This is a genomic window from Hydrocarboniphaga daqingensis, from assembly GCF_900129825.1.
Classification (GTDB): domain Bacteria; phylum Pseudomonadota; class Gammaproteobacteria; order Nevskiales; family Nevskiaceae; genus Hydrocarboniphaga; species Hydrocarboniphaga daqingensis.
Genome location: NZ_FQWZ01000008.1, coordinates 104,342 through 129,566 on the forward strand (window position 1 = coordinate 104,342; position 25,225 = coordinate 129,566).

The following is a 25,225-nucleotide window of genomic DNA, read 5'->3' on the forward strand; positions in this document are numbered from 1 at the left end:
ACGCCTTCATATTGCGCCCGCCGGCGCACAGGACCCGTCGCATGACCCAGACACTGCCCAAACTGCCCGATGCCCGCCCGCTGCTGCTCAAGGCGCTGAAGACGATCAGCCGAAAGGCCGACGCCTCGGCCAAGATTCCGCCGCTGTCGGTCAAGGTGTCTGGCGTCCGCGCCGATGCCAAGCTGGTGGACCGCTACCGTGACGTTTGCGGCTTTGCCCCGTCGGACGTGATGCCGATTACTTACCCGCAGGTGCTGGTGACGTCCTTGCACCTGTGGCTGATGACCCAGCCTGAGTTTCCGTTCGCACTGCTGGGTCTGGTGCACCTTCGCAACAAGATCGAGCAGGCCCACGGCCTGCCGGTCGACGGTGTCTACGACGTGGTCGCCAGTGTCGGGCCAGCACGTCGTATTCCCAATGGCATCATCTTTGACCTGATCACCGAGTTCACGGACGCCTCTGGTGAGGTGGTCTACAAGTCCGTGACCACGCCGCTGGTGCGACTCAAGACCGACATGCCGAAGGGCAAGATGCCCGAGCCGGTGCTATCTGGCCTCGCCGACTACAAGTCGGTCAGTGCGCCCGCCGACACCGGCCGGCGCTACGCGCAGGTGTCGCAGGATTACAACCCGATCCACTTGTATCCGATCACGGCGCGCCTGTTCGGCTTCAAGCAGGCGATCGCGCACGGCATGTGGACCGTGGCGCGCTGCGCGGCACTGCTTGAGGGTGACCTCGGCGGCGCGCCCAAGGAACTCCAGGTGCAGTACCGCGCGCCGGTGATGCTGCCGACCAAGGCGGTGGTCAAGCGCTCGGTGACGACCAAGGGCCATGAGTTCCTGATGCTGGCTGCCAACAAGGACCGCACCTACCTCAGCGGCCTGATCCGCTGAGCCTGCCGAATCGCGAATTCCGAATGAGGCGATAGCCTCAAAACGCATGCATTTGTAGTCCCGAGCGCCTAGACTATCGCGCGCTGCGGGACTCACCGGGCATGGTCATTGCCTACCGGGTCGGTCCCATCGACCAACCTAGGAGTGATGCATGCGTATTCGTAAGGCGGTGTTTCCTGTTGCCGGTCTTGGCACGCGGTTTTTGCCCGCCACCAAGGCCAGCGCCAAAGAAATGCTGCCGGTCGTCGACAAGCCCCTGATCCAGTACGCGGTTCAGGAAGCGATCAGCGCAGGCGCCGAAGAGCTGATCTTCATCACCGGCCGGTCGAAGAATTCCATCATGGATCACTTCGACAAGGCCTATGAGCTCGAAGCCGAGCTCAGCCAGCGCGGCAAAGAAAAGCTGCTGCAGATCATTCAAGAGATCCTGCCGCCGGGCATCACCTGCATCTTCATTCGCCAGGCCGAAGCGCTCGGCCTTGGCCACGCGGTGTTGTGCGCCTGGCCGGCGGTTGGCGACGAAGACTTCTCGGTGATCCTGGCCGACGACTTGATCGACGGCAAACTGCGTCCTTGCCTGGCGCAGATGCAGCGCGTTTATCAGGAGTACGGCACCAGCGTGATTGCCACGCAGCGCGTGCCCAAGGAAGACGTGTCGAGCTACGGCATCGTCGAGACGCAGCCGGTCGGCCCGGGCCTGGGCGAAATCCGCCGCATCGTCGAAAAGCCCAAGCCCTCGGAAGCCACGTCCAACCTCGCCGTCGTCGGCCGCTACATCCTGACGCCGCGCATCTTCAAGCTGCTTGAGCGCACGCCCCGCGGCGCCGGTGGCGAGATTCAGCTGACCGATGCGATCAGCATGATGATCCAGGAGCAGACGGTACTGGCCTACGAATTCGAAGGCACGCGGTATGACTGCGGCTCCAAGATCGGCTACCTGAAGGCGAACGTCGAGTACGGCTTGAAGCACCCTGAACTGGCCGACGAATTCCGTGACTACCTGACGGCGCTGCAGATCGATCTGAAGAGCGCCGAAAAGTCCGACAAGGCGCCCTCCAAGAAATAAGCCTCAACCTCCCGTGCGGGGCGGCTCTGCCGCCCCTGTCTCTGCCGCGATCCCTCAGGCGGCTCACTCGTCCCGCACGGTGTGTTCCTCCAGCCTCAATGCAGAGCATCGCGGCAGTTATAACAATGAGCGGTAACAAATATCAGAGCTTGATCGAGTCCAGCTCGATCCAGGGTGCCAACGCCAACTACGTTGAAGCCTATTACGAGCAGTTCCTCGAAGACCCCGAGTCGGTCGACCCGTCGTGGCGAGCGTACTTCCGGCTGATTCAGGACCAGAACGCGCCCCGCGAGATTGCGCACAGTGATGTGCTGGCCCGCTTCGAGAAGCTGGCGCGCGAGAAGAAACCGGGCATGGTCGTCAGCAGTGCCTCGGCGGCCCAGAGCAGCTTCGATGCACGCGCTGCCGAAAAGCAGGCTGCGGTGCTACGGCTGGTCAACTATTACCGGGTGCGCGGCCATCAGGCGGCGCGTCTTGACCCGCTGAATATCTCCCCCCAAGTCATCGTCCCCGATCTCGATCCGGCATTTCACGGACTCGGTGCCGACGACATGGACACCGTGTTCAACACCGGGTCCCTGATGCACGGTGGCCCCGACCGCCTACCGCTGCGCGAGATCATCCGTATCATCAAGAACGTGTACACGGACACCATCGGTGCCGAGTACATGTACATCACCGAAACGGCGCAGAAGCGCTGGATTCAGAAGCGGCTCGAAGGGCAGGCATTCAAGCCCAAGATCGCCGTCGAAGCCAAGCGCGACGTGCTCAAGCAGCTGGTCGCGGCCGAAGGTATCGAGCGCTACCTGCACAATAAGTACGTCGGCCAGAAGCGCTTCTCGCTCGAAGGCGGCGATGCGCTGATTCCGGCGATGGACGAGGTGCTGCGTGGCGCCGCCGTGCGTGATGTCGAGGAAGTCGTGATCGGCATGGCCCATCGCGGCCGACTCAACATGCTGGTCAACGTCCTGGGCAAGTCGCCCAAGGACTTGTTCGCCGAGTTTGAAGGCAAGTACAGCGCTGAAAGCCTGTCGCGCGCTGGCGACGTCAAGTACCACATGGGCTTTTCGACCGACGTTGAAGTCGCCGGCAAGCGGCTGCACATGGTGCTGGCGTTCAATCCGTCGCACTTGGAAATCGTCAACCCGGTCGTCGAAGGCTCGGTCAAGGCGCGGCAGACGCGCCGCAATGACGAGCGCGGCGATCGCGTGGTGCCGGTGCTGATCCACGGCGACGCGGCGTTTGCCGGCCAGGGCGTCGTCATGGAAACGATGCAGCTGTCGCACGCCAAGGGCTACGGCACGGGTGGCACGCTGCACATCATCGTCAACAACCAGATTGGCTTCACGACGCCCAATCCGATCGAAGCCTTGCCGGGCCACGATTCGCGCACCAGCCGTTACTGCACCGACTTGGCCAAGATGGTCGAAGCGCCGGTGTTCCACGTCAACGGCGATGACCCCGAAGCGGTGGTGTTCGTCACGCGCTTGGCGATGGACTTCCGCAACGAATTCCACAAGGACGTCATCGTCGACATCTGCTGCTACCGGCGTCTGGGCCACAACGAGGCCGACGAGCCGAGCGTGACCAGCCCGCAGATGTACGAAGCGGTCAAGAAGCAGCCGACGACGATGGCGCTGTACGCCCGCAAGCTCGAAGAAGAAGGTGCGATCGCCAAGGGCGAGATCGACACGCTGGTTCGCGCCTATCGCGAAGGCTTGGACAACGGCGTCAACATCGCGCGTACGACGCTGGGCTTGGTCGGCAACAAGTACACGGTCAACTGGGCCAGCTACACGCAAGGGCAGTGGGATTCGCCGGCCGAAACTGCCGTAAGCGTCGACACGATCCGCGCTGCACATGCGCGCATCGCCAAGCTGCCCGATGGCTTCACGCTGCACCCGCGCGTCAAGAAGATCTACGAGGACCGCGCCAAGATGGCGGCGGGCGAGTTGGCAATGGACTGGGGCTTTGCCGAGACCATGGCCTACGCAACGCTGGTCAACGAAGGTTTCTCGGTGCGACTGTCGGGCCAGGACGTGCGGCGCGGTACGTTCTTCCACCGCCACGCAACCGTGCACGATTCGGTCACCGGCGACAGCTACACCGCGTTGCGCCACCTCGATCCCGACAAGAACCGCTTCGTCGCCACCGACACGCTGCTGTCGGAAGAGGGTGTGCTCGGCTTCGAGTACGGCTATTCGACGACCGATCCGGACTGCCTGGTGATCTGGGAAGCGCAGTTCGGCGACTTCGCCAACGGTGCTCAGGTTGTGTTCGACCAGTTCATCGCCTCAGGTCAAGCCAAGTGGGGACGCGCCTGCGGCTTGGCCGTGTTCCTGCCGCATGGTTATGAAGGGCAGGGGCCGGAGCATTCGTCCGGACGTCTGGAGCGCTGGCTGCAGTTGTGCGCCGGCAATAACCAGCAGGTCTGCGTGCCGTCGACGCCGGCACAGATGTTCCACATGCTGCGCCGCCAGATGAAGCGCGGCCTGCGTCTGCCACTGATCGTGATGACGCCCAAGTCGCTGCTGCGCCACCCGCTGTCGGTGTCGACGCTCGACGATCTGACCCAGGGCCGCTTCCAGCCGATCATCGCCGACACCGAGGTCGATGCCAGCAAGGTGACCCGCATCGTGCTGTGCTCGGGCAAGGTCTACTTCGACCTGTATCAGGCGCGGCTCAAGGAGCAGCTCGACAATGTTGCGCTGGTGCGCATCGAGCAGCTGTATCCATTCCCGCGCGCCGATTACGAGCAGGTGCTCGCCGCTTATCCGAACGCCAAGGAAGTGGTCTGGTGCCAGGAAGAGCCCGAGAACCAGGGCGCGTGGTACCAGATCAAGCACCGGCTCAGCGCCTATCTCAAGCCGGAGCATGCACTGCTGTACGCAACCCGCCCGGGTATGTCGACGACCGCCGTCGGCTATCTGAAGGTGCACAACCAGGAGCAGGACGCGGTGATCCGCGGAGGTCTGACCGGCGGCAAGCCGGCCGGCCACAACGCCTGAGTCGCCGCCGCCCCATACTGCAGAAAGACCAGCAGACCGAACACAAGGACAAGCACGTCACATGAGCATCGAGATCAAAGTACCGACCCTGCCGGAATCAGTGTCGTCCGCCACCATCGCCACCTGGCACCTGAAGGCCGGCGAGCCGGTGAAGCGCGAGCAGAACCTCGTCGATCTGGAAACGGACAAGGTGATGCTGGAAGTGCCGTCGACCGTCGACGGCATTCTCAAGGAGATCCGCATCCAGCCGGGCGCGACGGTCAACGCCGGCGACGTGATCGGCATCATCGAAGAAGGTGCCACGGCCGCCAGCCCGCCGGCCGCCGAACCGCCGGTGATGACCAAGGGTGATGCCAAGGCCGCCTCGGCAACGTCGACCACCACGCCGGCGCCGTCGGCAGCCGATGACGGTCAGAGCCCGGCCGTGCGCAAGCTGCTCAGCGAGATGGGTCTGACGGCATCGGCGATCCCGGCCAGCGGCAAGGGTGGTCGGCTGACGATCGAAGACGTCAAAGCTTATGCGTCCAAGCCGGCGCCGGCAGCCACGCCTGCGGTCAAGGCCGAAGCGCCCGTGGCGCGCGCTCCGGCCGGTGCGCGCGAAGAGCAGCGCGTGCCGATGACCCGCATCCGCGCCCGCATCGCCGAGCGCCTCAAGGAATCGCAGAACACGGCGGCGATGCTGACCACGTTCAATGAGGTCGACTTGAAGGCGGTCAACGATCTGCGCGCCAAGTTCAAGGACAGCTTCGAGAAGACCCACGGCACCAAGCTCGGCTTCATGTCGTTCTTCGTCAAGGCCTCGATCGAAGCGCTGAAGAAGTATCCGCTGGTCAATGCCTCGATCGATGGCAACGACATCGTCTATCACGGTTACTACGATATCGGCGTTGCGGTCAGCAGCGACCGCGGTCTGGTCGTGCCGATCGTCCGTGATGCGGACACGCTGAGCTTCGCCGAGATCGAAAAAACCATCGCGGGCCTGGGCGCCAAGGCCAAGGCCAACAAGCTGACGATGGAAGACCTGACCGGTGGTACGTTCTCGATCACCAATGGCGGCATCTTCGGCTCGATGATGTCGACGCCGATCCTGAATCCGCCGCAGGCCGCGATCCTGGGTATGCATGGCATCTTCGACCGTCCGGTCGTCGTCAACGGCGAGATCGTGATTCGCCCGATGATGTACCTGGCGCTGACCTACGATCACCGCATCATCGACGGCCGTGATGCCGTGCTGTTCCTGCGGACGATCAAGGAAGGTCTGGAAGATCCGAGCCGTCTGCTGCTGCAGATCTGATCGATCCGCGTTATACAAAAAGCCCGCTTTCAGCGGGCTTTTTGTTGTGCGTCGGTCCTTGGTTCAACGGGGCTTTGCCACTACTGGTAGCCGTCCTCGCGCCAGGTAAATCCGTCGCGCGTGATCAGCGTGCTCGCGGCTGTCGGTCCCCATGTGCCAGCGGCATAACCCTTGGGCGGCTCGCCGAGCGCATCCCAGCCATCGCGGATCGGGTCGATCCAGCGCCATGCCGCGTCGAGTTCGTCGCGACGCATGAACAGCGTCAGTTTGCCGAGGATCGCGTCCATCAACAGGCGCTCGTAGGCGTCCCATTGCCGCGTCTTGAACTCCTGTTTGAAGTCCAGATTCAGGTCGACCGGGCGCACCTTCATCTCGGCGCCGGGGACTTTGACCATCAGGTACAGCATCACTTCTTCATCGGGTTGCAGGCGGATCACCAACCGATTGCCTTCGCTGGCCGACACGGGAAGGATCGCGTGCGGCACCGGCCGGAAGTTGATCACGATCTCGGCCACGCGTTCTTGCATGCGCTTGCCGGTCCGCAGATAGAACGGCACGCCCGACCAGCGCCAGTTCTCGAGTTCCGCCTTGATCGCGACAAAGGTTTCGGTGCTGCTGTCGGCTGGAATACCGTCTTCGTTCAAGTAGCCGGGCACCGCCTTGCCGTCGATCGCGCCCGCGCGGTACTGGCCGCGAACGGTCTTGGTCTTGATCGCGTCCATCGTGATTGGCTTGAGCGCGCGCAGCACTTTGAGCTTCTCGTCGCGCACCGCGTCCGGGTCGATGCTCGACGGCGGCTCCATGGCCAGGATGCACAGCAGCTGCAGCAGATGGTTCTGCACCATGTCGCGCAGCGCGCCGTAACGATCGTAGTACTCGCCACGGCCTTCGACGCCGACGGTCTCGGCGATCGTGATCTGCACGTCCTGAATGTTCGACCGCCGCCACAGTGGTTCGAAGATCGAGTTACCGAAGCGCAGCGCGATCAGGTTCTGCACCGTCTCCTTGCCCAGGTAGTGGTCGATGCGGAAGATCTGGCGCTCTTCGAAGATCTTGCCGACGGCCTCGTTGATCTCAAAGCTCGACGCGCGGTCGCGGCCGAGCGGCTTTTCCAGCACGACGCGGGTTTGCGGCGTCACCAGGCCGGCGGCCGACAGGTTCTGGCAGATCTGCGCGAACAGGCTCGCGGCCGTCGACAGGTAGAACACGCGCACGCGGTCCGTTGAATGCTGCAGGCGCCGCGCCAGCTCGGCGTAGTCGTCGGCGAGCAGGCCGTCGAGCTTCAGATATTCCAGATGCGCGGTGAACGCGGTCCAGGCCACCGCGTCGAACTCGCCATGCGGGATGAACTGCCGGCAGTGTTCATTGACCAGGTTCAGGTAGTCGTCTCGGCTCATGTCCTGGCGCGCGACGCCGATGATGCGCCAGCCCTGGGTGTGCTGGCTGTCGCGGAAGCGGTTGTACAGCGCCGGCAGCAGCTTGCGCATCGCCAGATCACCGGTGCCGCCGAAGAAGATCAGATCGAACTCTTGCAAGCTGGTATTCGGACTGCCGCTCACCTTGGGGTCCTGCATGATGCCTCCGCGCACTGAAATCGTTTTCAATGCGGTCAGTTTTGCATAGAATCCCATCACGATGCGATAGCGCCGTGAACCGTAGGCCTCAGCCGGCGGTCCGCTCTCCACCGGGCGCGCATGCGTGCCCGACCCACCAATCCGGTCTACCGGACAGGGAACCGCGATGCCCAACGTCGAACTGCACCCCGTCATTGCCGCCGTCACTGAGCGCATCCGCAAACGAAGCGCACCGCTGCGCGCCGCGTACCTCGAGCGGATGCGCGCCGCGCGCCACGCCGGCACGGTGCGGTCGCGGCTGTCCTGTACCAACCTGGCGCATGCGTTTGCCGCCTTCGACGCCGACGACAAGCAAGTGCTGCGGCAAGCGCGCTGGCCGAGCATCGCCATCGTCTCGGCATACAACGACATGCTGTCGGCGCACCAGCCGCTGCAGCACTTCCCCGAGATCATCAAGCAGGCCGCGCGTAAGGCGGGAGCGGTCGCCCAGTTTGCCGGTGGCGTACCGGCGATGTGCGATGGCGTCACGCAAGGCGAGGCGGGCATGGAGTTGTCGCTGTTCTCGCGTGATGTGATCGCGATGTCGACGGCGGTGGCGCTGTCGCACAACACCTTCGACGCGGTGTTGTGTCTGGGCGTCTGCGACAAGATCGTGCCGGGCCTGCTGATGGGCGCGCTGCACTTCGGGCATCTGCCGGTGATCTTCGTGCCGGCCGGGCCGATGACCTCGGGCATCTCCAACGATGCCAAGGCCAAGACCCGCCAGCTGTACGCCGAAGGCAAGGTCGGCCGCGATGAGTTGCTCGAATCCGAGGCGCAGTCGTATCACGGGCCCGGCACCTGCACGTTCTACGGCACCGCCAACAGCAACCAGATGCTGATGGAGATCATGGGCCTGCACCTGCCGGGCAGCGCCTTTATCAACCCGTACACGCCGCTGCGCGACGCATTGACCGCAGCCGCGGCCGAGCGCATCGCCGGGCTGACCGCGCTGGGCACCGACTACCGGCCGCTGTGCGACATCGTCGACGAGCGCGCGATCGTCAACGGCATCATCGGCCTGCACGCGACGGGCGGCTCGACCAATCACACGATCCACATGGTCGCCATCGCCCGCGCGGCCGGCATTTTGATCAACTGGGACGACTTCGCCGATCTGTCGGCCGTGATTCCGTTGATGGCCAAGGTTTATCCCAATGGCAAGGCCGACGTGAATCACTTTCACGCGGCAGGTGGCGTCGGCTACCTGATCGCCAATCTGCTCGAACACGGCCTGCTGCACGGCGACGTGCAGACCGTCACCGGTCACGGCCTGGCTCACTATGCCCGTGAGCCATATTTGGAGAATGGAGCGCTGCAATGGCGCGCGGCGCCCGCTGCAAGCCTCGATGCCACCGTGCTGCGCCCGGCCGACGATGCGTTCAGCGCCGACGGTGGCTTGCGCTTGCTGACCGGCAATCTCGGGCGTTCCGTGATCAAGGTGTCGGCGGTCAAACCCGAGCACCGGATCGTCGAAGCGCCGGCCATCGTGTTCGACAGCCAAGAGGCGGTTCAAGCCGCGTTCAAACGCGGTGAACTCAAGCGCGACTTCGTCGCCGTGGTGCGCTTCCAAGGGCCGCGCGCCAACGGCATGCCCGAGTTGCACAAGCTGACCCCACCGCTGGGCATCTTGCAGGACGAGGGCTTCAAGGTCGCGCTGGTCACCGACGGTCGCATGTCGGGTGCCTCGGGCAAGGTGCCTGCGGCGATTCACGTGACGCCGGAATGCCTCGCCGGCGGGCCGCTGGCGCGGGTCCGCGACGGCGACATCATTCGGCTGGACGCGGATGCTGGTGAACTGTTCGTGAGGGTCGATGAGGCCCAATGGCAAGCGCGCGAGCCGGCCACGGCCGACGTCAGCGGCAACGATCACGGCAGCGGTCGCGAACTGTTTTTCAATGCGCGAGCCCATGCGGCCGGGGCAGAGCAGGGTGCCCAGATTTATGCGCCGTACGAGCTTGGCGCGCTGCCGTCGCCGGTCACGGCCTGAACCCATCGCTGCCCATCACATCACCATGAACATCCACGACATCCTCGCGTTGGGCCCGGTCGTTCCGGTCATCGTCATTCAGCGGATCGAGCACGCGGTGCCGCTGGCACGCGCCTTGGTAGCCGGCGGCGTGCGCGTGTTGGAAGTCACGCTGCGCACGCCGGTTGCGCTCGATGCAATACGGCGTATTGCCGACCAGGTGCCCGATGCCGTGGTCGGTGTCGGTACGATCACGCGCGTTCAAGATGTTCACGATTCGATCGCCGCTGGTGCGCGTTTCGGCGTCAGCCCAGGAATGACGGCACCGCTGATCGACGCGATCCACGCCGCGTCGTTTCCGTTTCTGCCCGGGTCGATGACGCCGTCGGAAGTGATGCTGCGACGCGACGCCGGATTTACTGCGATGAAGTTGTTCCCAGCGCAGCAGGCGGGCGGCATCGGCATGCTCAAGGCGCTCGGTGCGGTGTTCCCCGATGTGCGCTTCTGCCCGACCGGTGGTGTCGATGTGCTGAGCGCGCCGCAGTATCTGGCGCTACCCAACGTGGCCTGCGTCGGCGGTTCGTGGATCGCACCGACGGCGCTGGTCGACCAGCAGCGATGGGACGACATCACCGAACTTGCCCGTCAGGCCACGGCCCTGGCACCTACAACGTAGGCCGCGCTGCGCAGCGAGACCCACAATGAGCTGCGCGCTTATCACTGCATGAAATCGGCTTCGACGTCTTCTTGCGACAGCAGGCGCACCGGCACTTTGTCGACGTTCCAGATTTCGCTGCAGTACTGCCGGATCGTGCGGTCCGACGAGAACTTGCCAGAGCGGGCGCTGTTGAGGATCGCCATTCGGGCCCAGCGGTGTTTGTCCTTGTAGACGGCACTGACCTCGTCCTGACAGGCGACGTAGGAATCGAAGTCGGCCAGCAGGAAGTACGGGTCGTATCGCAGCAGCACGTCGATTAGCGGTTTGAACACGCTGCTGTCGCCGCGGGCGAAGTAGCCGCTGCCGATCAGGTCGATCACTTCGCGCAGCGCCGGGCTGCGCTCGTAGCATTCCTGCGGCCGGTAGCCGCGCGCCTGCCAGGCGTAGACCTCGGGTGTCAGCAGACCGAACTGGAAGAAGTTTTCCTTGCCGACTTCTTCCATGATCTCGATGTTGGCGCCGTCCATGGTCCCGATCGTCAATGCGCCGTTCATCTGGAACTTCATGTTGCCGGTGCCGGATGCTTCTTTGCCGGCCGTCGATATCTGCTCCGACAGATCGGCGGCTGGATAAATGCGCTGGCCGTTGGTGACACTGAAGTTGGGCAGGAATGCCACTTTGAGTCGGCCGCGCACGTCGGGGTCGAAGTTCACGACGTCGCCGATGGCCGTGATCAGTTTGATCATCAGCTTGGCCATGTGATATCCGGGCGCTGCCTTGCCGCCGAAGATGAAGGTGCGCGGCACCATTTCGATGTTCGGATTGGCTTTGATGCGGCAGTACAGCGCCACGATGTGCAGCGCTGCCAGATGCTGGCGCTTGTATTCGTGGATGCGCTTGACCTGCACGTCGAACAAGGAATCCGGGTCGATGCTGATCTGCAGACGCCGCTCGATGTGCGTCGCCAAGTCGGCCTTATTGGCGCGCTTGACCGCCTGCCAGCGCTGCACGAAGGCCGCATCGTCGATGTGCGACTCGAGTCCGCGCAACAGATCAAGATCGCGGATCCAGCCGTCACCGAGCGTCTCGGTGATCAGCGAGGTCAGCCTCGGATTGGCCAGCACGATCCAGCGACGCGGCGTCACGCCATTGGTCTTGTTGCTGAATTTTTCGGGACACAGCTCGTAGAAGTCTTTCAGTACGTCCTGCTTCAGCAACTCGGTATGCAGATCAGCGACGCCGTTGATTGCATGGCTACCGACGCAAGCGAGGTTGGCCATGCGCACATAGCGCGGGCCCTGCTCCTCGATCAGCGACAGCCGCGCGATTCGCGCCTCGTCGCCGAAGAAGCGGATCCGCACTTGGTCGAGAAAGCGTGCGTTGATCTCGTAGATGATTTCCAGATGGCGCGGCAGCACGCGCTGGAACAGCGGCAGAGACCAGCGCTCGAGCGCCTCGGGCATCAGCGTGTGATTGGTATAGCCGAAGCTTTTGCAGGTGATGTCCCAGGCGGTGTCCCAAGCCAGCAGCTGCTCATCGACCAGCAGTCGCATCAACTCCGCCACGCCAATCGACGGGTGCGTGTCGTTCAACTGCACGGCGAACTTCTCGTGAAATTTCTCGACCGGAATGCGCTGGATCTGCAGGATGCGCAGCATGTCCTGCAATGAGCACGACACGAAGAAGAACTGCTGCTGCAGCCGCAACTCCTTACCCGCTTCCTGCTCGTCGTTGGGGTACAGCACCTTGGACAGGTTTTCGCTGACGATCTTCTGGGTTACCGCGCCGGCATAGTCGCCGCGGTTGAACTGGCCAAAGTCGAACGATTCGGGTGCTTCGGCCTTCCACAGCCGCAGCGTGTTGGCGGTGTTGACGTGATAACCGAGGATCGGCGTGTCGTAGGGCACGCCGTTGACGATGCGCGCTGCCACCCAGCGCACGCGCAGCCGCTGATGCTCGTCGGTGTACTGCTCGGTGTGACCGCCGAACTTGATCTCCACGGCCCACTCGGGACGTGCCAGCTCCCAGGGATTGCCGAAGCGCAGCCATTTGTCGGTTTTCTCGACTTGCCAGCCGTCACTGAGCGTCTGGTGGAAGATGCCATATTCATAACGTATGCCATACCCCAGTGCCGGCACTTCCAGCGTCGCCAGCGAATCGATGAAGCAAGCCGCCAGCCGCCCCAGGCCGCCGTTGCCGAGCCCGGGCTCTTCTTCCTGGTAGAGCAGGTCTTCCAGGTCCAGTCCCAACTCACCAACGACCTCGGCAGCGACATCGTAGATGCCGAGATTGATCAGGTTATTGCCCAGATGCGGGCCCATCAGGAACTCGGCCGACAGATAGCAGACGGTGCGCGAACACTGCGTGGTGTAGGCGGCGGCCGTGCTGATCCAGCGTTGCATCAAGCGGTCTCGCACCGTGTGCGCCAGCGCCAGGTAGTAGTCGTTCTTGGTCGCCAGCCGGGGAAACTTGCCCTGGACGTAAAGCAAGTTGTCGAGAAACGAGCGCCGCAGTGCACGCTTGTCCAGTGATGCACGCTCGCTGATGCCGCGGCGCTCGCGGTCGTCTTCTTGGCCCGCGGAACTGCTGTCCATTACTGGCTCCGGTGTTGGTTCTCGTTTGATATCCAGACCTCGCAAGTTTCATGCGGATGTCGAATACGCCCCAGGGCCTGCCCAAGCGCTACAATACGCGCAGCCATACGAGAGGGAAAAATGAGCGAAACCTATGACGTCATCGTGATCGGCGGCGGCCCGGCCGGTTATCCCGCTGCGATCCGCGCTGCCCAGCTTGGCTTCAAGACCGTCTGCATCGATGCCTGGCTCAACATGGACAACACGCCGGCATTCGGCGGCACCTGCTTGAATGCGGGCTGCATCCCGTCCAAGGCGCTGCTGGAGTCGTCGGAGCTGGTGCATCGCGCCCAGCACGAGTTCGACAAGCATGGCATCAGCACCGGCCCGGTCAGCTTCGACCTCGCCAAGATGCAGGCGCGCAAGACCAAGGTGTCGCGCGATCTCACCGGCGGCATCAAGGCGCTGTTCCAGGCGAACAAGGTCACGGGCCTGTTCGGCTACGGCCGCCTGCTCGGCGACGGCAAGGTCGAATACAAGGACCACGACGGCAAGACCTCGGAGCTGGTCGGCAAACACATCGTGATCGCGACCGGTTCGGCGCCGGTCAATCTGAAGATCGCGCCGTTCGACGGCGACAAGATTATCGACAGCTGGGGCGCGCTCGACATGACCGAAGTGCCCAAGCGCCTCGGCGTCATCGGCGCCGGCGTCATCGGCACCGAGCTGGGCAGCGTGTGGAACCGCCTGGGCGCCAAGACCGTCGTCATCGAAGCCATGCCGACCTTCCTGCCGATGGTCGACCAGGCCATCGCCAAGGAAACGCTGAAGCACCTGACCAAGCAGGGTCTCGATATCCGGCTGGGTGCCAAGGTGCTCGGTGCCAAGACCGGTGCCGATGGCGTCACGGTCGAGTACGAGCAGAACGGCGAAACCAAGTCCGAAGTGTTCGACAAGCTGATCGTCGCGGTCGGCCGCCGTCCTTACACTGACGGCGTCGGTGCCAAGGAATTGGGCGTGGCGATTGACGAGCGTGGCTTCGTCAAGGTTGACGCGCACTACAAGACCAACGTGCCGGGCATCTACGCCGTTGGCGACGTGATCGGCAATCCGATGCTGGCGCACAAGGCGATCGAAGAAGGCGTGGCGCTGGCCGAGCAGCTGGCCGGTCACCACACGCAGCTGAACTACAATGCGATCCCGTCGGTGATCTACACCTCGCCGGAAGTGGCGTGGGTCGGTTTGTCGGAAGAGCAGGCCAAGGCGGCGGGTTATGAGGTCAAGACCGGCACCGCGTCGTTCGTGCCGTCGGGGCGCGCCAAGGCGATGGAGATGAATGTCGGCCTGTGCAAGGTGATCGCCGACGTCAAGACCGATCGCATCCTGGGCGTTCACATGGTCGGCCCGCACACCTCGGAGATGATCGCCGAGTCGGTGCTGGCGCTCGAGTATTCCGCCACTTGCGAAGACATCGCGCTGACGATGCACAGCCATCCGTCGTTGTCGGAAACCTTCCACGACGCCGTGCTGCTCGTCGACGGTCGCGCGGTTCATGCCGTCAACAAGCCGGCTCGCAAGGCCTGATCCAGATTCAATCAATGAGGGTATCGATGACCAAGTTCCAAGGACTGGTTGCTGCACTGCTGTTGTCTGCCAGCGCGTTGCCGGCGCAAGCCGAAACGCTGGACCTCAACATCAACGACGACGCCGTGCGCGGTGTGTTCAGTGGCCCGCTGTCGCATTTGTTCGGCGACGCCGACGGCGAGTATCAGCTCGGGGCGCTGTATAGCGACGACAAGAATGCCGAGTTGCTTAATCTGCACACCGGCGTGTTGCTGACCGGCGATGCGGGTGCCGACGATGCCAAGCTGACCGCTGGCGTCGGTTTGCGTGGCCAGTATACCGAAACCGAGTTCGACGAAGGCGGCGGTTTGGCCATCGGCGGCCAGTTCGATTTGCGCTTCGTTGGCTTCGAACGGCTGGGCCTGCAGGGCTATGCCTGGTATCAGCCCAAGGTGCTGGGTCTGGGCGACATCGAAGACCAGCTCGAATTCGCGCTGACGGCGGATTACCAGATCCTGCGCAACGCTTCGGCTTATGTCGGCTATCGCCGCTTCCGGCTGGATCCGGATGACGGCAAGGCTTACACCGCCGACAGCGGCGCGATCTTCGGTCTGCGTCTGACGTTCTGATCGCCGCTTTCACCCGCACACTAGAAGGAAGTCGGTATGGGTCGTGGTCCGAGTATCGAAGGCCGCAAGAACGCGGCAGACGCGCAAAAAGCCAAGGTCTTCACCAAGCTGATCCGCGAGATCGCACTGGCAGTTCGCGCTGCCGGCCCCGACCCGGCCGGCAACCCGCGGCTGCGTCTGGCCGTGTCCCGCGCGCTCGACGTCAACATGACCAAGGACCGCATCGAGGCTGCGATCAAGCGGGCCAGCGGTGAGGGCGCCGAGGCGGCGCAGGAAGTTCGCTACGAGGGCTATGGTCCCGGCGGCATCGCGATCCTCGTTGATTGCGTCACTGACAACCCGACCCGTACCGTCGCCGACGTGCGCCATGCGTTTTCCAAGCATGGCGGCAATATGGGCACCAGCGGATCGGTGGCGTTCCAGTTCGCCGAGGTCGGCCAGCTTTGGTTCGACATCAGCACCGATGCGGCACTGGAGGAAAAAATTATCGAGGCGGCGCTCGATGCGGGTGCCGACGACGTGCAGGCCGATGCCGGTTGGTGCGAAGTGCTGACCAGCCCGGAAGCATTCGAGTCGGTCAAGAAGACGCTGACGGCGGCCGGCCTTGAGCCCGCCCAATCGCGCGTGCTGTTCCGTCCTTCAAACCGAGTCGCCGTGGCGGGCGACATTGCCGAGGCTCTGCAGAAGCTGCTCGACAAAATGGAAGAGCTCGACGACGTTCAAGAGGTCTACCACAACGCCGATCTGCCGGACTGATCGGCTTTGGGGGCCCCGGTCCGCATTCTCGGTATCGACCCCGGCTCGCGTCATACCGGCTGGGGCGTCATCGATTCAAGCGGCCACAAGAGCCAGTACGTTGCCCATGGTTGCTTGAGCGTCGGCGACGGTGAACTCCCGGCGCGATTGCTGCAGATCCTTCAAGGGCTGGCCGCCGTGATTGCCGAGTTCGGGCCGCAGGAGATCGCGCTCGAAGAAACCTTCGTCAACCGCGCCAACCCTCAAAGCGCGCTGGTGCTAGGCCAAGCGCGCGGGGCGGCGATCTGCGCCGTCGCCGGTGCCGGCTTGCCGTTGGCCGAGTACGCCGCGGCGCAGGTCAAGATGGCCATCGTCGGCAATGGGCGCGCTGACAAGGCGCAGGTCCAGCATATGGTCAAGGTGCTGTTGAACCTGCAAGCCAAGCTCGGCGCCGATGCATCCGATGCGCTTGCCGTGGCGCTGACCCACGCCCATGTCCGCGGTACGCGGATTCGTGCCGGCATGGCCTTGAGCAAGAGTTGGGGTTGATCGCGCCTTGCCTTCCGTGGCCCGTGGCACAAGCCTCATACTGCACCCATGATCGGAAGACTCAGCGGCAAACTCATCGCCAAGCAGCCACCGCTGCTGCTGGTCGACGTCGGCGGCGTCGGTTACGAGCTCGAAGCGCCGATGTCGACGTTCTACAAGCTGCCGCCTCTGGGTGACATGGTCACGCTGCACACGCATCTGACGATCCGCGAGGATGCGCATCTGCTGTACGGCTTCGCGTCCACGATCGAAAAGAGCCTGTTTCGCGAGCTGATCAAGGTTTCGGGCGTCGGGCCCAAGCTGGCACTGGCGCTGCTGTCGGGCACCAGCGTCGACGATTTCTGGGCCACGGTTCGTGCCGGCGACGTCGTCCGGCTGACGAAGATTCCGGGCGTCGGCAAGAAGACCGCCGAGCGCCTGATCGTCGAGATGCGCGACAAGGCCGGAGCGGGCGGGGATGTCGTCGCACTGCCAGGCGCCGGGCCTGCCGTTGGTGCCTCGCCGCTGCAGGAGGCGCGCACCGCGCTCGCTGCGCTGGGCTACAAGCCTGTGGAAATTCAGCGATTCACCGAGGCGGTGCACAAGGACGGCATGACCACCGAGCAGATCATTCAGGAGGCACTGCGTCGTGCCGTCCGCTGATACCAGGACCGTCTCCGCTCGTGTTGGCGGCACCGACGAAGAGCGCATCGAGCGCGCGATACGTCCGAGCCGGCTCGCCGACTACGTTGGCCAGCCCGCTGTCCGCGAGCAGATGGGTATTGCGATCGAAGCGGCGCGGCGCCGCAACGAAGCGCTCGATCACGTCCTGATCTTTGGCCCTCCGGGCTTGGGCAAGACCACGCTGGCGCACATCCTGGCCGAGGAAATGGGTGTCAACCTGCGGCAGACCTCGGGGCCCGTGCTGGAGCGGGCCGGCGATCTGGCCGCGCTGCTGACCAATCTGGAGCCACGCGATCTGCTGTTTGTCGACGAGATCCACCGGCTATCGCCGGTCGTCGAAGAAGTGCTGTATCCGGCGATGGAGGACTACCAGCTCGACATCATGATCGGCGAGGGGCCGGCCGCGCGGTCGATCCGGCTCGACCTGCCGCCGTTCACGCTGGTCGGTGCCACGACTCGCGCTGGCGCGCTGACCTCGCCGCTGCGCGATCGCTTCGGCATCGTCCAGCGGCTGGAGTTTTATTCGATCCCGGATCTGGTCAGCATCGTCGAGCGCTCGTCGAGCATCCTGCGCACGCCGATCGATCCGCAAGGCGCCCAGGAAATCGCCCAGCGATCACGCGGCACGCCGCGTATCGCCAACCGCCTGCTGCGCCGTGTCCGTGACTATGCCGAGGTGCGCGGGCAGGGTGTGATTACGCAGCAGATGGCCTGCGAGGCGATGAAACTGCTCGACGTCGATACCAACGGCTTCGACATTATGGATCGCAAGCTGCTGATGGCCTTGATCGAACGTTTCGACGGCGGGCCCGCCGGCATCGACAACCTGGCGGCCGCGATCGGCGAGGCGCGCGACACGATCGAGGACGTAATCGAGCCGTACTTGATCCAGCAGGGCTACCTGATGCGCACCCCGCGTGGCCGTATCGCAGGGCGGATGGCCTATCAGCATTACGGGCTCAAGCCGCCACGCGAGCTCGAAGCGCGCATCGCACCGGACCTGTTCGGGAGCGGCAACCCATGACGATGGCGGCCGATGGCGCCCCGACGCACGTGATGCCGCTGCGCGTCTACTGGGAAGACACCGATGCCTCCGGCGTGGTCTATCACGCTAATTACCTGCGCTGGTTCGAGCGCGCCCGAACCGAATGGCTGCGCGCGCTGGGGTACAGCCAGGAGCGGCTGATGTCCGAGGTCGGCATCGCGTTCACGGTGGCCAGCATTGAGATCCAGTATCGGCGCCCGGCACGTCTCGACGACCTGCTCGACGTCGTGACCCGGATCAGCGAGATCCGCAATGTGAGCCTCAGTTTCACCCAGTCGCTGCAGCGTCCGGATGCTCCGGGACAGATCTTGACCCAAGCCCAGGTGCGGGTCGCCTGCGTCGACGCCAAAACCTTCGTTCCGCGGCGAATTCCGAACCTCGGCTGGTGACGGCTCCGATTCACACGCGATTCATCACAGAAACCCCAGTGTTCCGCCTATAATTCGGCCGCTTTTGCGCGCGGCCGCCCAAGGCCGCGCCGGGCCATCAAATCCATCACCTGAAGGTAAATCCGGGAATGAATGCCAATCTGTCGCTGGCGCAGCTGATTCTGCAGGCGAGTGTTCCGGTCCAGTTCATCATGGCGTTGCTGATCCTGGCATCGGTTTCATCCTGGGCCGTGATCTTTGCCAAGCGCAGCTTGCTGTCGCGCACGCGCAAGCAGGCTGAAGCGTTCGAGAACCGGTTCTGGTCGGGCGGCACGCTGGTCGACCTGTACGAGAGCACGCGTCGCAGCAAGGAAGACGAGGGCCTGGTGCCGATCTTCGTTGCCGGCTTCGAGGAGTACAGCCGTCAGCAGCAGGGTGGGCGCATCGACCCCGAAGATGTGATCGCCGCGGTGCAGCGGCAGATGCGTGTCGCCCATGTCCGCGAAATCGAAAAGCTCGAAGGCGGTTTGTCGATGCTGGCCACGGTAGGCTCGGTGAGCCCCTACGTCGGCCTGCTCGGCACGGTGTGGGGCATCATGAGTGCGTTCATTGCCATCGGCAGCGCCAAGAACGCATCGCTGGCGATGGTGGCTCCTGGTATTGCCGAAGCGCTGATCGCAACTGCGATCGGTCTGTTCGCGGCAATCCCGGCCGTTGTCGCGTACAACTTTTTCACGCGCTCGGTCGAGAGCCTGGAAAACCGCTACGCCACGTTCACTGACGAGATGATCGGCATCATCGAGCGCGCGCTGCGCAGCGCAAAGGCCTGACATGGGCGCTTCGGTAAGTCCACGCGGTGGCAAGCGCCGGCTCAATGCCGAGATGAATGTCGTCCCGTATATCGACGTGATGCTGGTGTTGCTGATCATCTTCATGGTGACGGCGCCGCTGCTGACGCAAGGGATCGAGGTGCAGTTGCCCGAGACCGACGGCGAGAACATGACCCAGGGCGACGAGCCGATCACGCTGTCGATCAATCGGGACGGTCAGTTGTTCTTGAACATCGGCGACAAGCGCAGCGAGCCCTTGACCGACGATGAAGTGATCCAGCGGGCCGGCGCGATCGTGCGCAACAAGCCGCAGGAGATGTTCCTCGTCGAAGGTGATGCCAAGGTGCCTTACGAAGCGGTGGCGCGTGGCATGGCGCTGCTGCAGTCCGCTGGCGTGCAGAAGATTGGTTTCGTCACCACGCCCCCGAGCCCCGCTCAGCAGAAGAAGCGCTAAACGCGCATGCCAGCGACCTCCCGCCACTTTGCGTTCGCGCTGGCCGCGCACGTCGTCCTGTTCTTTTTCATGATCGTGGGCGTCCAGTGCACCACGCCGATGCCGCCACCGACGCCGATCGCGGCGGTCATGGTCAACCCGTCGGCGCCGCGTGCCCAGCCGACCCCGGCGCCGGCCGTGGTTGACGAGCAGAAGCGGCAAGATGATCTCGACGAGATCAAGGCCGAGCAGGCGCAGAAGCGCGAGGACGAGACTCGCAAAGTCGAGCAGAAGCGTCAGGAAGAAGCGCGCAAGGCCGAGCAGCGCCGCGAGGAACAGAAAAAGCAGCAGCTCGAGGAACAGCAGAAAGCCGACGACGCCAAGAAGGCGGCCGACGCCGAGAAGAAAAAGCAGGCCGACCTGGCACTCCGCAAGGCAGCCGAAGAAGAGGCCAAGCAGAAAGCGGATGCCGAGGCCAAGGCAAAGGCCGAAGCCGATGCCAAGGCAGCGGCTGTCGAAGCTGAGCGTAAACGCGCCGAAGAACAGGAGCGCGCCAAGGCTGAGCAGGAAGCCAAGCGCAAGCAGGAAGAAGCGCGCAAGGCGGCAGAAGAAAAGAAGCGTCGCGAGGAAGCCCAGCGTCGAGCGCAGGAAGACCTCGCGCGTCAGGCGATGGCCGAAGAAGCGGCTCGGATCGAAGGCGAGCGCATCGCCGGCGTGCAGGCCACATGGGCGCAGCAACTGGCGGCTTACATGCGCCCTTACTGGACGCGCCCTGAAGGCTTGCCGGACAACATCCGCTGTCAGGTGGAAATCACCTTGTTAACCAGCGGCGCCGTCGCCGACGTCCGGGTGCTGCGCAGTTCCGGCAACCCGGTGTTTGACGAGTCGGTGCTGCGCGCGGTGCGCAAGGCCAGTCCGCTACCGCTTCCGAGTGATCCGAAGGCCTTCGTCCGCATTCTGCAACCGACGTACAGCCCCGCCAGTCTTCAGTGAGAAAGCCCGAGAAAGCCATGATGCTCATTCAACGTGTTCTGTTGGCCGTACTGCTGATCGTGCCGATCGCTGCCCAAGCGCAGCTCCAATTCGACGTGCAGAGCAACCAGACCGGAGCGGTGCCGATCGCCATCGCACCGTTCTCGAGCAATGACGGCCTTCCCACCGATGTCGCCAGCGTCATCGATGCCGACTTGGTCCGCAGCGGCCTGTTCACGACGCTGCCGCGCGGTGACATGCTCGAGCGACCCGATGACCCCAGTCGCGTCGATTTCCGCAATTGGCGTGCGGTCGGCATGGATCATCTGGTCGTCGGCCGCCTCAGCCGGGATGCCGGCACCGATCGCGTCGCAGCCCGCTTTTACTTGCTCGACGTGTTGCGCGGGCAGCAGTTGATTGCCTATGACATGCCGGCAGTGGCGCCTGACCAACTGCGTTATGTCGCGCATCAGATCGCCGATTTGATCTTCGAGCGGCTGACCGGTATTCCGGGCGTGTTCAACACCAAGATCGCGTATGTAACGTCGTCCGGTATGGGGCCGACGCGCACTTATCAGCTGATCGTCGCCGACGCCGATGGATATAACCCGCGGACGATCGCGAGCTCGAAGGACACGCTAATGTCGCCGTCGTGGTCCCCGGACCGCCGCAAGCTGGCTTATGTCGGCTATGAGCGCGGCCGGTCGGGTATCTACGTGCACGAGATCGCCACGGGCCAGGTCAAGAAGATCCTGTCCGAAAAGGGCATCAACGGCTCACCGGCCTGGTCGCCCGATGGCACCAAGCTTGCTGTGACGCTGTCGTTCGAGACCAACCCGGATATCTATCTGTACGACTTGCAAACCGGCCGTCGCCAGCGTCTGACCGACCACTACGGAATCGACACCGAGGCATCGTTTGCGCCCGACGGGCAATCGATCGTGTTCACGTCCGATCGCGGCGGTCAGCCGCAGATCTACCGCATGCCGGCGACCGGTGGCGAAGCACAGCGGCTGACATTCCAGGGCCGTCAGAACCTGGATGCCAGCTTCTCGCCCGACGGCAAGTTCCTCGCGCTAGTCAACCTTGACGAAGGACGCTATCGTATTGGGCTATTGGATTTAGGCTCAGGCAACCTTCGTCTGCTCAGCGACGGCGGACTTGACGAGAGCCCCAGCTTTGCTCCCAACGGTGCCGTCATCATTTACGCCACTCAGGTGCGCGGCGGTGGTGCTGAGTTGGCGACGGTTACCACCGATGGTCGCGTCAAGCAGCGGTTACGCCAGCCGGGCGAGGTTCGAGAGCCTTCGTGGTCCCCGTTGTCGAAATAGTCCGCTTTTAGACGTAGTACAGCACCTATTCTTTTTATTTCAGATCGATTTCAGGAGTTATTTCAATGTTCAAGCAGATTCTGGTTACGTCCGTCGTTGCTGCCGCTCTCACCGTGTCGGGCTGCGCCAGCAAGGGCAAGAAGGCCGCTCCGCTGCCCCCGCCGACCAACAACAGCGGCATGTCCAACTACGGCGCATCCGATAGCAGCGTCACGGGCACCGGCCTGGGCGCCGGCGGCATCACGGCCGCTGATCTGGCCAACAAGAAGACCGTTTACTTCCAGTTCGACAGCAGCGACCTGACCTCCGAAGGTCGCGCCGTCGCGGCCGCTTGGGCGTCCTACCTGTCGGCGAACCCGAGCGTCCGTGTCCGTCTGGAAGGCAACGCTGACGAGCGCGGCACGCGCGAGTACAACGTCGGCCTCGGCGAGCACCGCGCCAATGCCGTGCAGGCTGCGCTGACCTCGGGCGGTGCCTCGGCCAGCCAGATCAGCGTCGTCAGCTACGGCGAAGAGCGTCCGGTCGCTGCCGGTCATGACGAAGCGGCTTACTCGCTGAACCGTCGCGTTGATATCGTCCAGCAGTAAGCTGGGCGCCTTCAAAGTCGATTCCTGAAGGAGCGAACCGATGATGTCTCACCGACTTTCTGCGCTGATGGCCATGTCGCTGCTGGCGCTTACTGGCTGCGCGGATTTTGGTGGGCCCATCAGTGGTTCCGGGCAGCCGGTGCTCTCACCTGAAGAGCGCCGGCTGCAGGATCTGGAAAACAAGACGGCGCAGATGTCGCGCCGGCTCGAAGCGATGAGCGCCAGTGGGTCTGATCAGGACCTGATGCGACTTCGCGATGAAGTCCGCGAATTGCGCGGCATTGTCGAGAAACTTCGTTACGACAGTGATCAGCGTGACCGCGGCACCAAGGAATACCTGCAAGATCTGAACAGCCGCCTGCAGCGTTTCGAAGGCGCCATTCCCCCCGTGGTAGGTGCCTTCCCTGGAACGATTCCGGGTGCAACGCCGGGCACGATGGCGTCGGTACCGTCAGCGGCGCAGCGGCCCGCAGTGGCATCGCCAGAAGAGGAATCGGCATACCTGGCAACGTTCGACCTGCTGAAGAATGGCAAGTACGACGACGCCATCCGGGGTTTCAAATCAATGCTCGCTGAGTGGCCGCAGGGCCGCTATGCCGACAATGCCTGGTACTGGATGGGCGAGGCGAACTACGTCAAGCGTGACTACACGGCGGCGCTGAGCAGTTTTCAGTCACTGGTCGACCGCTTTCCGACCAGCCCGAAACTGGCGGATGGGCTCTACAAGGTCGGTCTTTGCCAGATCGAATTGAAGCGCTCCAGCGAAGCCAAGGCGACGTTGCAGCGTGTGACACGGGAATTCCCGACGTCCAATGCGGCTAATTTGTCGCGGCAAAAACTGGAACAAATCGGCGGTTGATGCATGACTTCGGCCGTTGCGCAGCCGGCGCCGGCGGCGCGAACGAGCCGGCTGAAAATCACCGAGATTTTTCTCTCGCTGCAGGGTGAGTCGTCGACGGCCGGATGGCCGACCGTTTTCGTCAGACTCACCGGTTGCCCGTTGCGCTGTGTCTACTGCGACACCGAGTACGCGTTCTACGGGGGGCAGTGGCGTGACTTAGAGGCGATCCTCGCAACAGTCGATAGCTATGGCGCACGCCACGTTTGTGTGACCGGTGGCGAGCCCTTGGCTCAAAAGACGTGCCTCGAGCTTATGACCCGGCTTTGCGACGCGGGCAAGCAGGTTTCGCTCGAAACCAGCGGTGCGCTTGACGTTACGGCCGTCGACCCACGAGTCATGCGGGTCATCGACATCAAGACGCCCGGCTCGGGTGAACAGTCGCGGAACCTGTGGAGCAACCTCGACCATCTGCGTCCGCACGACGAACTCAAGTTCGTGATTTGCAGCCGCGAAGACTATGACTGGTCGTGCAGCATGGTGGCCCAACATGAGCTGACGCAGCGCTGTTCGGTGCTGTTCTCGCCAAGCCATCGGCAGGTGACACCGCGCCAACTCGCTGACTGGATCGTTGAGGATCGGCTGCCGGTGCGCTTCCAAATGCAGTTGCACAAACAGTTGTGGGGCGAGGAGGCGGGGCGATGACGGTGGCGCGGCGCGCTGTTGTGTTGCTGTCCGGAGGCCTTGATTCGGCGACGGTGATGGCCATCGCGCGTAGCGAGGGTTATGAGCTGTATGCGATTTCGGTGGCCTACGGTCAGCGCCATATGGCCGAAATCAAGGCATCGGCCGACGTCGCGCGCAGTCTCGGCGCGCGCCGGCATCAAGTGATGCACGTCAATCTCAACGACGTCGGTGGTTCGGCGCTGACCGATACATCGATCGACGTTCCGGAAACACCCAGCGAGGGAATTCCGGTCACCTACGTGCCTGCCCGAAACACCTTGTTTCTATCGCTAGCGCTGGGTTGGGCCGAAGTGGTCGGGGCCACCGATATCTTCATCGGCGTCAACGCAGTCGATTACTCGGGCTATCCCGACTGTCGCCCCGAGTTCGTTGCCGCATTCGAGCGGCTCGCCAATGTCGCCACCCGGGTTGGTATCGAGGGTGGAGGGATTCAAATCCATACGCCGCTGATTGACTTGAGCAAGGCGGATATCGTGCGGATCGGGACGCAGCTCGGCGTCGACTATGCGCAAACGGTGTCCTGCTATCAGGCGGACGATCAGGGGCGAGCCTGCGGCCGTTGCGATTCGTGCCGACTGCGCCGCGCTGGCTTCGAAAGCGCCGGCATCACCGACCCGACACGTTACTATTAGGTGCCGCCGACGCTGTCGGAAGTCGAGATGTGCCGATATCGCTGTTATCAGCATCGAAACACTATTCAATGCCGCGTTGTCATCCAGTATGATGCGCGCCCCGACGGCTGCAATTGCCGTCGATCTGTTGCGGGTCGTTAGCTCAGTCGGTAGAGCAGTTGACTTTTAATCAATTGGTCGATGGTTCGAATCCATCACGACCCACCATCTTCTGAGGCAGCATCGCGCT

The 25,225-nt window shown here is 63.3% G+C and carries 23 protein-coding genes and 1 tRNA gene; 22 read left to right on the forward strand and 2 right to left on the reverse strand.

Annotation, left to right across the window (positions count from 1 at the left end; translation table 11 throughout):
* The first annotated feature begins 41 nt into the window (after positions 1-41).
* The 4 genes from BUB09_RS15520 to odhB all read left to right on the forward strand — a co-directional run bounded on the left by BUB09_RS15520 (position 42) and on the right by odhB (position 6,261).
* Complete coding sequence (locus tag BUB09_RS15520) at positions 42-893, forward strand: MaoC family dehydratase (RefSeq protein WP_072899182.1); 852 nt, start codon at positions 42-44, stop codon at positions 891-893.
* Between the two features lie 151 nt (positions 894-1,044).
* Complete coding sequence (gene galU, locus BUB09_RS15525) at positions 1,045-1,959, forward strand: UTP--glucose-1-phosphate uridylyltransferase GalU (protein ID WP_072899184.1); 915 nt, start codon at positions 1,045-1,047, stop codon at positions 1,957-1,959.
* Between the two features lie 125 nt (positions 1,960-2,084).
* Complete coding sequence (locus tag BUB09_RS15530; RefSeq protein WP_072899186.1) at positions 2,085-4,967, forward strand: 2-oxoglutarate dehydrogenase E1 component; 2,883 nt, start codon at positions 2,085-2,087, stop codon at positions 4,965-4,967.
* A gap of 61 nt (positions 4,968-5,028) precedes the next feature.
* Positions 5,029-6,261, forward strand: coding sequence for a 2-oxoglutarate dehydrogenase complex dihydrolipoyllysine-residue succinyltransferase (gene odhB, locus BUB09_RS15535; protein WP_072899188.1), 1,233 nt, complete (start codon positions 5,029-5,031; stop codon positions 6,259-6,261).
* An 80-nt stretch (positions 6,262-6,341) separates the two neighbouring features.
* Here the strand turns inward: odhB and zwf are convergent, their stop codons facing one another.
* Positions 6,342-7,835 carry a glucose-6-phosphate dehydrogenase gene (gene zwf, locus BUB09_RS15540; protein ID WP_072899190.1) on the reverse strand — a complete coding sequence of 498 codons (1,494 nt, stop codon included), beginning with the start codon at positions 7,833-7,835 and terminating at the stop codon, positions 6,342-6,344.
* A 166-nt stretch (positions 7,836-8,001) separates the two neighbouring features.
* Here zwf and edd point away from each other — a divergent pair, with 166 nt between their 5' ends.
* Both edd and eda read left to right on the forward strand, forming a co-directional pair.
* The gene (gene edd / locus BUB09_RS15545) at positions 8,002-9,864 is read left to right on the forward strand and encodes a phosphogluconate dehydratase (RefSeq protein WP_072899192.1); all 1,863 of its coding nucleotides are present in this window, start codon (positions 8,002-8,004) and stop codon (positions 9,862-9,864) included.
* A gap of 25 nt (positions 9,865-9,889) precedes the next feature.
* Positions 9,890-10,519: a bifunctional 4-hydroxy-2-oxoglutarate aldolase/2-dehydro-3-deoxy-phosphogluconate aldolase gene (gene eda, locus BUB09_RS15550; protein ID WP_175550227.1), complete on the forward strand. Its 630-nt coding sequence runs from the start codon at positions 9,890-9,892 to the stop codon at positions 10,517-10,519.
* A 41-nt stretch (positions 10,520-10,560) separates the two neighbouring features.
* Here eda and BUB09_RS15555 read toward each other — a convergent pair whose 3' ends face one another.
* A complete protein-coding gene (locus BUB09_RS15555) occupies positions 10,561-13,095 on the reverse strand; it encodes a glycogen/starch/alpha-glucan phosphorylase (protein ID WP_072899194.1) in 2,535 nt (844 codons plus the stop codon).
* A 120-nt stretch (positions 13,096-13,215) separates the two neighbouring features.
* On the opposite strand from BUB09_RS15555, the gene lpdA reads away from it, so the two are divergent.
* The 16 genes from lpdA to BUB09_RS15635 all read left to right on the forward strand — a co-directional run bounded on the left by lpdA (position 13,216) and on the right by BUB09_RS15635 (position 25,203).
* Positions 13,216-14,658, forward strand: coding sequence for a dihydrolipoyl dehydrogenase (gene lpdA / locus BUB09_RS15560; RefSeq protein WP_072899196.1), 1,443 nt, complete (start codon positions 13,216-13,218; stop codon positions 14,656-14,658).
* Between the two features lie 26 nt (positions 14,659-14,684).
* Positions 14,685-15,266 (forward strand): YfaZ family outer membrane protein, encoded by a 582-nt coding sequence (locus BUB09_RS15565; protein ID WP_072899198.1) that lies wholly within the window; start codon positions 14,685-14,687, stop codon positions 15,264-15,266.
* A gap of 36 nt (positions 15,267-15,302) precedes the next feature.
* Entirely contained in the window at positions 15,303-16,022 is a 720-nt protein-coding gene (locus BUB09_RS15570) for a YebC/PmpR family DNA-binding transcriptional regulator (protein ID WP_072899200.1), read from the forward strand.
* 6 nt (positions 16,023-16,028) lie between these two features.
* Positions 16,029-16,550, forward strand: a complete 522-nt coding sequence (ruvC, locus tag BUB09_RS15575) for a crossover junction endodeoxyribonuclease RuvC (protein WP_072899202.1) — start codon at positions 16,029-16,031, stop codon at positions 16,548-16,550.
* 48 nt (positions 16,551-16,598) lie between these two features.
* Positions 16,599-17,192, forward strand: a complete 594-nt coding sequence (gene ruvA / locus BUB09_RS15580) for a Holliday junction branch migration protein RuvA (RefSeq protein ID WP_072899204.1) — start codon at positions 16,599-16,601, stop codon at positions 17,190-17,192.
* Entirely contained in the window at positions 17,179-18,237 is a 1,059-nt protein-coding gene (gene ruvB, locus BUB09_RS15585) for a Holliday junction branch migration DNA helicase RuvB (RefSeq protein ID WP_072899206.1), read from the forward strand. The genes ruvA and ruvB overlap by 14 nt, the downstream gene beginning before the upstream one ends.
* Positions 18,234-18,647, forward strand: a complete 414-nt coding sequence (ybgC, locus tag BUB09_RS15590; RefSeq protein ID WP_245793310.1) for a tol-pal system-associated acyl-CoA thioesterase — start codon at positions 18,234-18,236, stop codon at positions 18,645-18,647. Before ruvB ends, ybgC begins: the two co-directional genes overlap by 4 nt.
* 128 nt (positions 18,648-18,775) lie before the next feature.
* Entirely contained in the window at positions 18,776-19,456 is a 681-nt protein-coding gene (gene tolQ, locus BUB09_RS15595) for a protein TolQ (RefSeq protein ID WP_072899208.1), read from the forward strand.
* A 1-nt stretch (position 19,457) separates the two neighbouring features.
* Complete coding sequence (tolR, locus tag BUB09_RS15600; protein ID WP_072899210.1) at positions 19,458-19,910, forward strand: protein TolR; 453 nt, start codon at positions 19,458-19,460, stop codon at positions 19,908-19,910.
* Between the two features lie 6 nt (positions 19,911-19,916).
* Positions 19,917-20,882: a cell envelope integrity protein TolA gene (tolA, locus tag BUB09_RS15605; RefSeq protein ID WP_072899212.1), complete on the forward strand. Its 966-nt coding sequence runs from the start codon at positions 19,917-19,919 to the stop codon at positions 20,880-20,882.
* A gap of 17 nt (positions 20,883-20,899) precedes the next feature.
* Entirely contained in the window at positions 20,900-22,192 is a 1,293-nt protein-coding gene (tolB, locus tag BUB09_RS15610) for a Tol-Pal system beta propeller repeat protein TolB (RefSeq protein ID WP_072899214.1), read from the forward strand.
* 65 nt (positions 22,193-22,257) lie between these two features.
* Positions 22,258-22,779, forward strand: coding sequence for a peptidoglycan-associated lipoprotein Pal (pal, locus tag BUB09_RS15615; protein ID WP_072899216.1), 522 nt, complete (start codon positions 22,258-22,260; stop codon positions 22,777-22,779).
* Positions 22,780-22,819: 40 nt separating this feature from the next.
* Positions 22,820-23,638, forward strand: a complete 819-nt coding sequence (gene ybgF, locus BUB09_RS15620) for a tol-pal system protein YbgF (RefSeq protein WP_084083502.1) — start codon at positions 22,820-22,822, stop codon at positions 23,636-23,638.
* A gap of 3 nt (positions 23,639-23,641) precedes the next feature.
* On the forward strand, positions 23,642-24,322 hold the full coding sequence (gene queE / locus BUB09_RS15625; protein WP_072899220.1) for a 7-carboxy-7-deazaguanine synthase QueE: 681 nt from the start codon (positions 23,642-23,644) through the stop codon (positions 24,320-24,322).
* Positions 24,319-24,996 carry a 7-cyano-7-deazaguanine synthase QueC gene (gene queC / locus BUB09_RS15630; RefSeq protein WP_072899223.1) on the forward strand — a complete coding sequence of 226 codons (678 nt, stop codon included), beginning with the start codon at positions 24,319-24,321 and terminating at the stop codon, positions 24,994-24,996. The genes queE and queC overlap by 4 nt, the downstream gene beginning before the upstream one ends.
* Before the next feature lie 131 nt (positions 24,997-25,127).
* Positions 25,128-25,203: transfer RNA gene (locus BUB09_RS15635), tRNA-Lys, on the forward strand.
* The last annotated feature ends 22 nt before the right edge of the window (positions 25,204-25,225 follow it).

Coding starts and splice junctions, on each gene's coding strand:
- ybgC (WP_245793310.1), top strand. CDS start 18,234: ATGACGATGGCGGCCGATGGCGCCCCGACGCACGTGATGCCGCTGCGC.
- ruvA (WP_072899204.1), top strand. CDS start 16,599: ATGATCGGAAGACTCAGCGGCAAACTCATCGCCAAGCAGCCACCGCTG.
- ybgF (WP_084083502.1), top strand. CDS start 22,820: ATGATGTCTCACCGACTTTCTGCGCTGATGGCCATGTCGCTGCTGGCG.
- BUB09_RS15520 (WP_072899182.1), top strand. CDS start 42: ATGACCCAGACACTGCCCAAACTGCCCGATGCCCGCCCGCTGCTGCTC.
- BUB09_RS15565 (WP_072899198.1), top strand. CDS start 14,685: ATGACCAAGTTCCAAGGACTGGTTGCTGCACTGCTGTTGTCTGCCAGC.
- edd (WP_072899192.1), top strand. CDS start 8,002: ATGCCCAACGTCGAACTGCACCCCGTCATTGCCGCCGTCACTGAGCGC.
- galU (WP_072899184.1), top strand. CDS start 1,045: ATGCGTATTCGTAAGGCGGTGTTTCCTGTTGCCGGTCTTGGCACGCGG.
- eda (WP_175550227.1), top strand. CDS start 9,890: ATGAACATCCACGACATCCTCGCGTTGGGCCCGGTCGTTCCGGTCATC.
- BUB09_RS15530 (WP_072899186.1), top strand. CDS start 2,085: ATGAGCGGTAACAAATATCAGAGCTTGATCGAGTCCAGCTCGATCCAG.
- queE (WP_072899220.1), top strand. CDS start 23,642: ATGACTTCGGCCGTTGCGCAGCCGGCGCCGGCGGCGCGAACGAGCCGG.
- pal (WP_072899216.1), top strand. CDS start 22,258: ATGTTCAAGCAGATTCTGGTTACGTCCGTCGTTGCTGCCGCTCTCACC.
- lpdA (WP_072899196.1), top strand. CDS start 13,216: ATGAGCGAAACCTATGACGTCATCGTGATCGGCGGCGGCCCGGCCGGT.
- BUB09_RS15555 (WP_072899194.1), bottom strand. CDS start 13,095: ATGGACAGCAGTTCCGCGGGCCAAGAAGACGACCGCGAGCGCCGCGGC.
- BUB09_RS15570 (WP_072899200.1), top strand. CDS start 15,303: ATGGGTCGTGGTCCGAGTATCGAAGGCCGCAAGAACGCGGCAGACGCG.
- odhB (WP_072899188.1), top strand. CDS start 5,029: ATGAGCATCGAGATCAAAGTACCGACCCTGCCGGAATCAGTGTCGTCC.
- tolA (WP_072899212.1), top strand. CDS start 19,917: ATGCCAGCGACCTCCCGCCACTTTGCGTTCGCGCTGGCCGCGCACGTC.
- tolB (WP_072899214.1), top strand. CDS start 20,900: ATGATGCTCATTCAACGTGTTCTGTTGGCCGTACTGCTGATCGTGCCG.
- tolQ (WP_072899208.1), top strand. CDS start 18,776: ATGAATGCCAATCTGTCGCTGGCGCAGCTGATTCTGCAGGCGAGTGTT.
- tolR (WP_072899210.1), top strand. CDS start 19,458: ATGGGCGCTTCGGTAAGTCCACGCGGTGGCAAGCGCCGGCTCAATGCC.
- queC (WP_072899223.1), top strand. CDS start 24,319: ATGACGGTGGCGCGGCGCGCTGTTGTGTTGCTGTCCGGAGGCCTTGAT.
- zwf (WP_072899190.1), bottom strand. CDS start 7,835: ATGCAGGACCCCAAGGTGAGCGGCAGTCCGAATACCAGCTTGCAAGAG.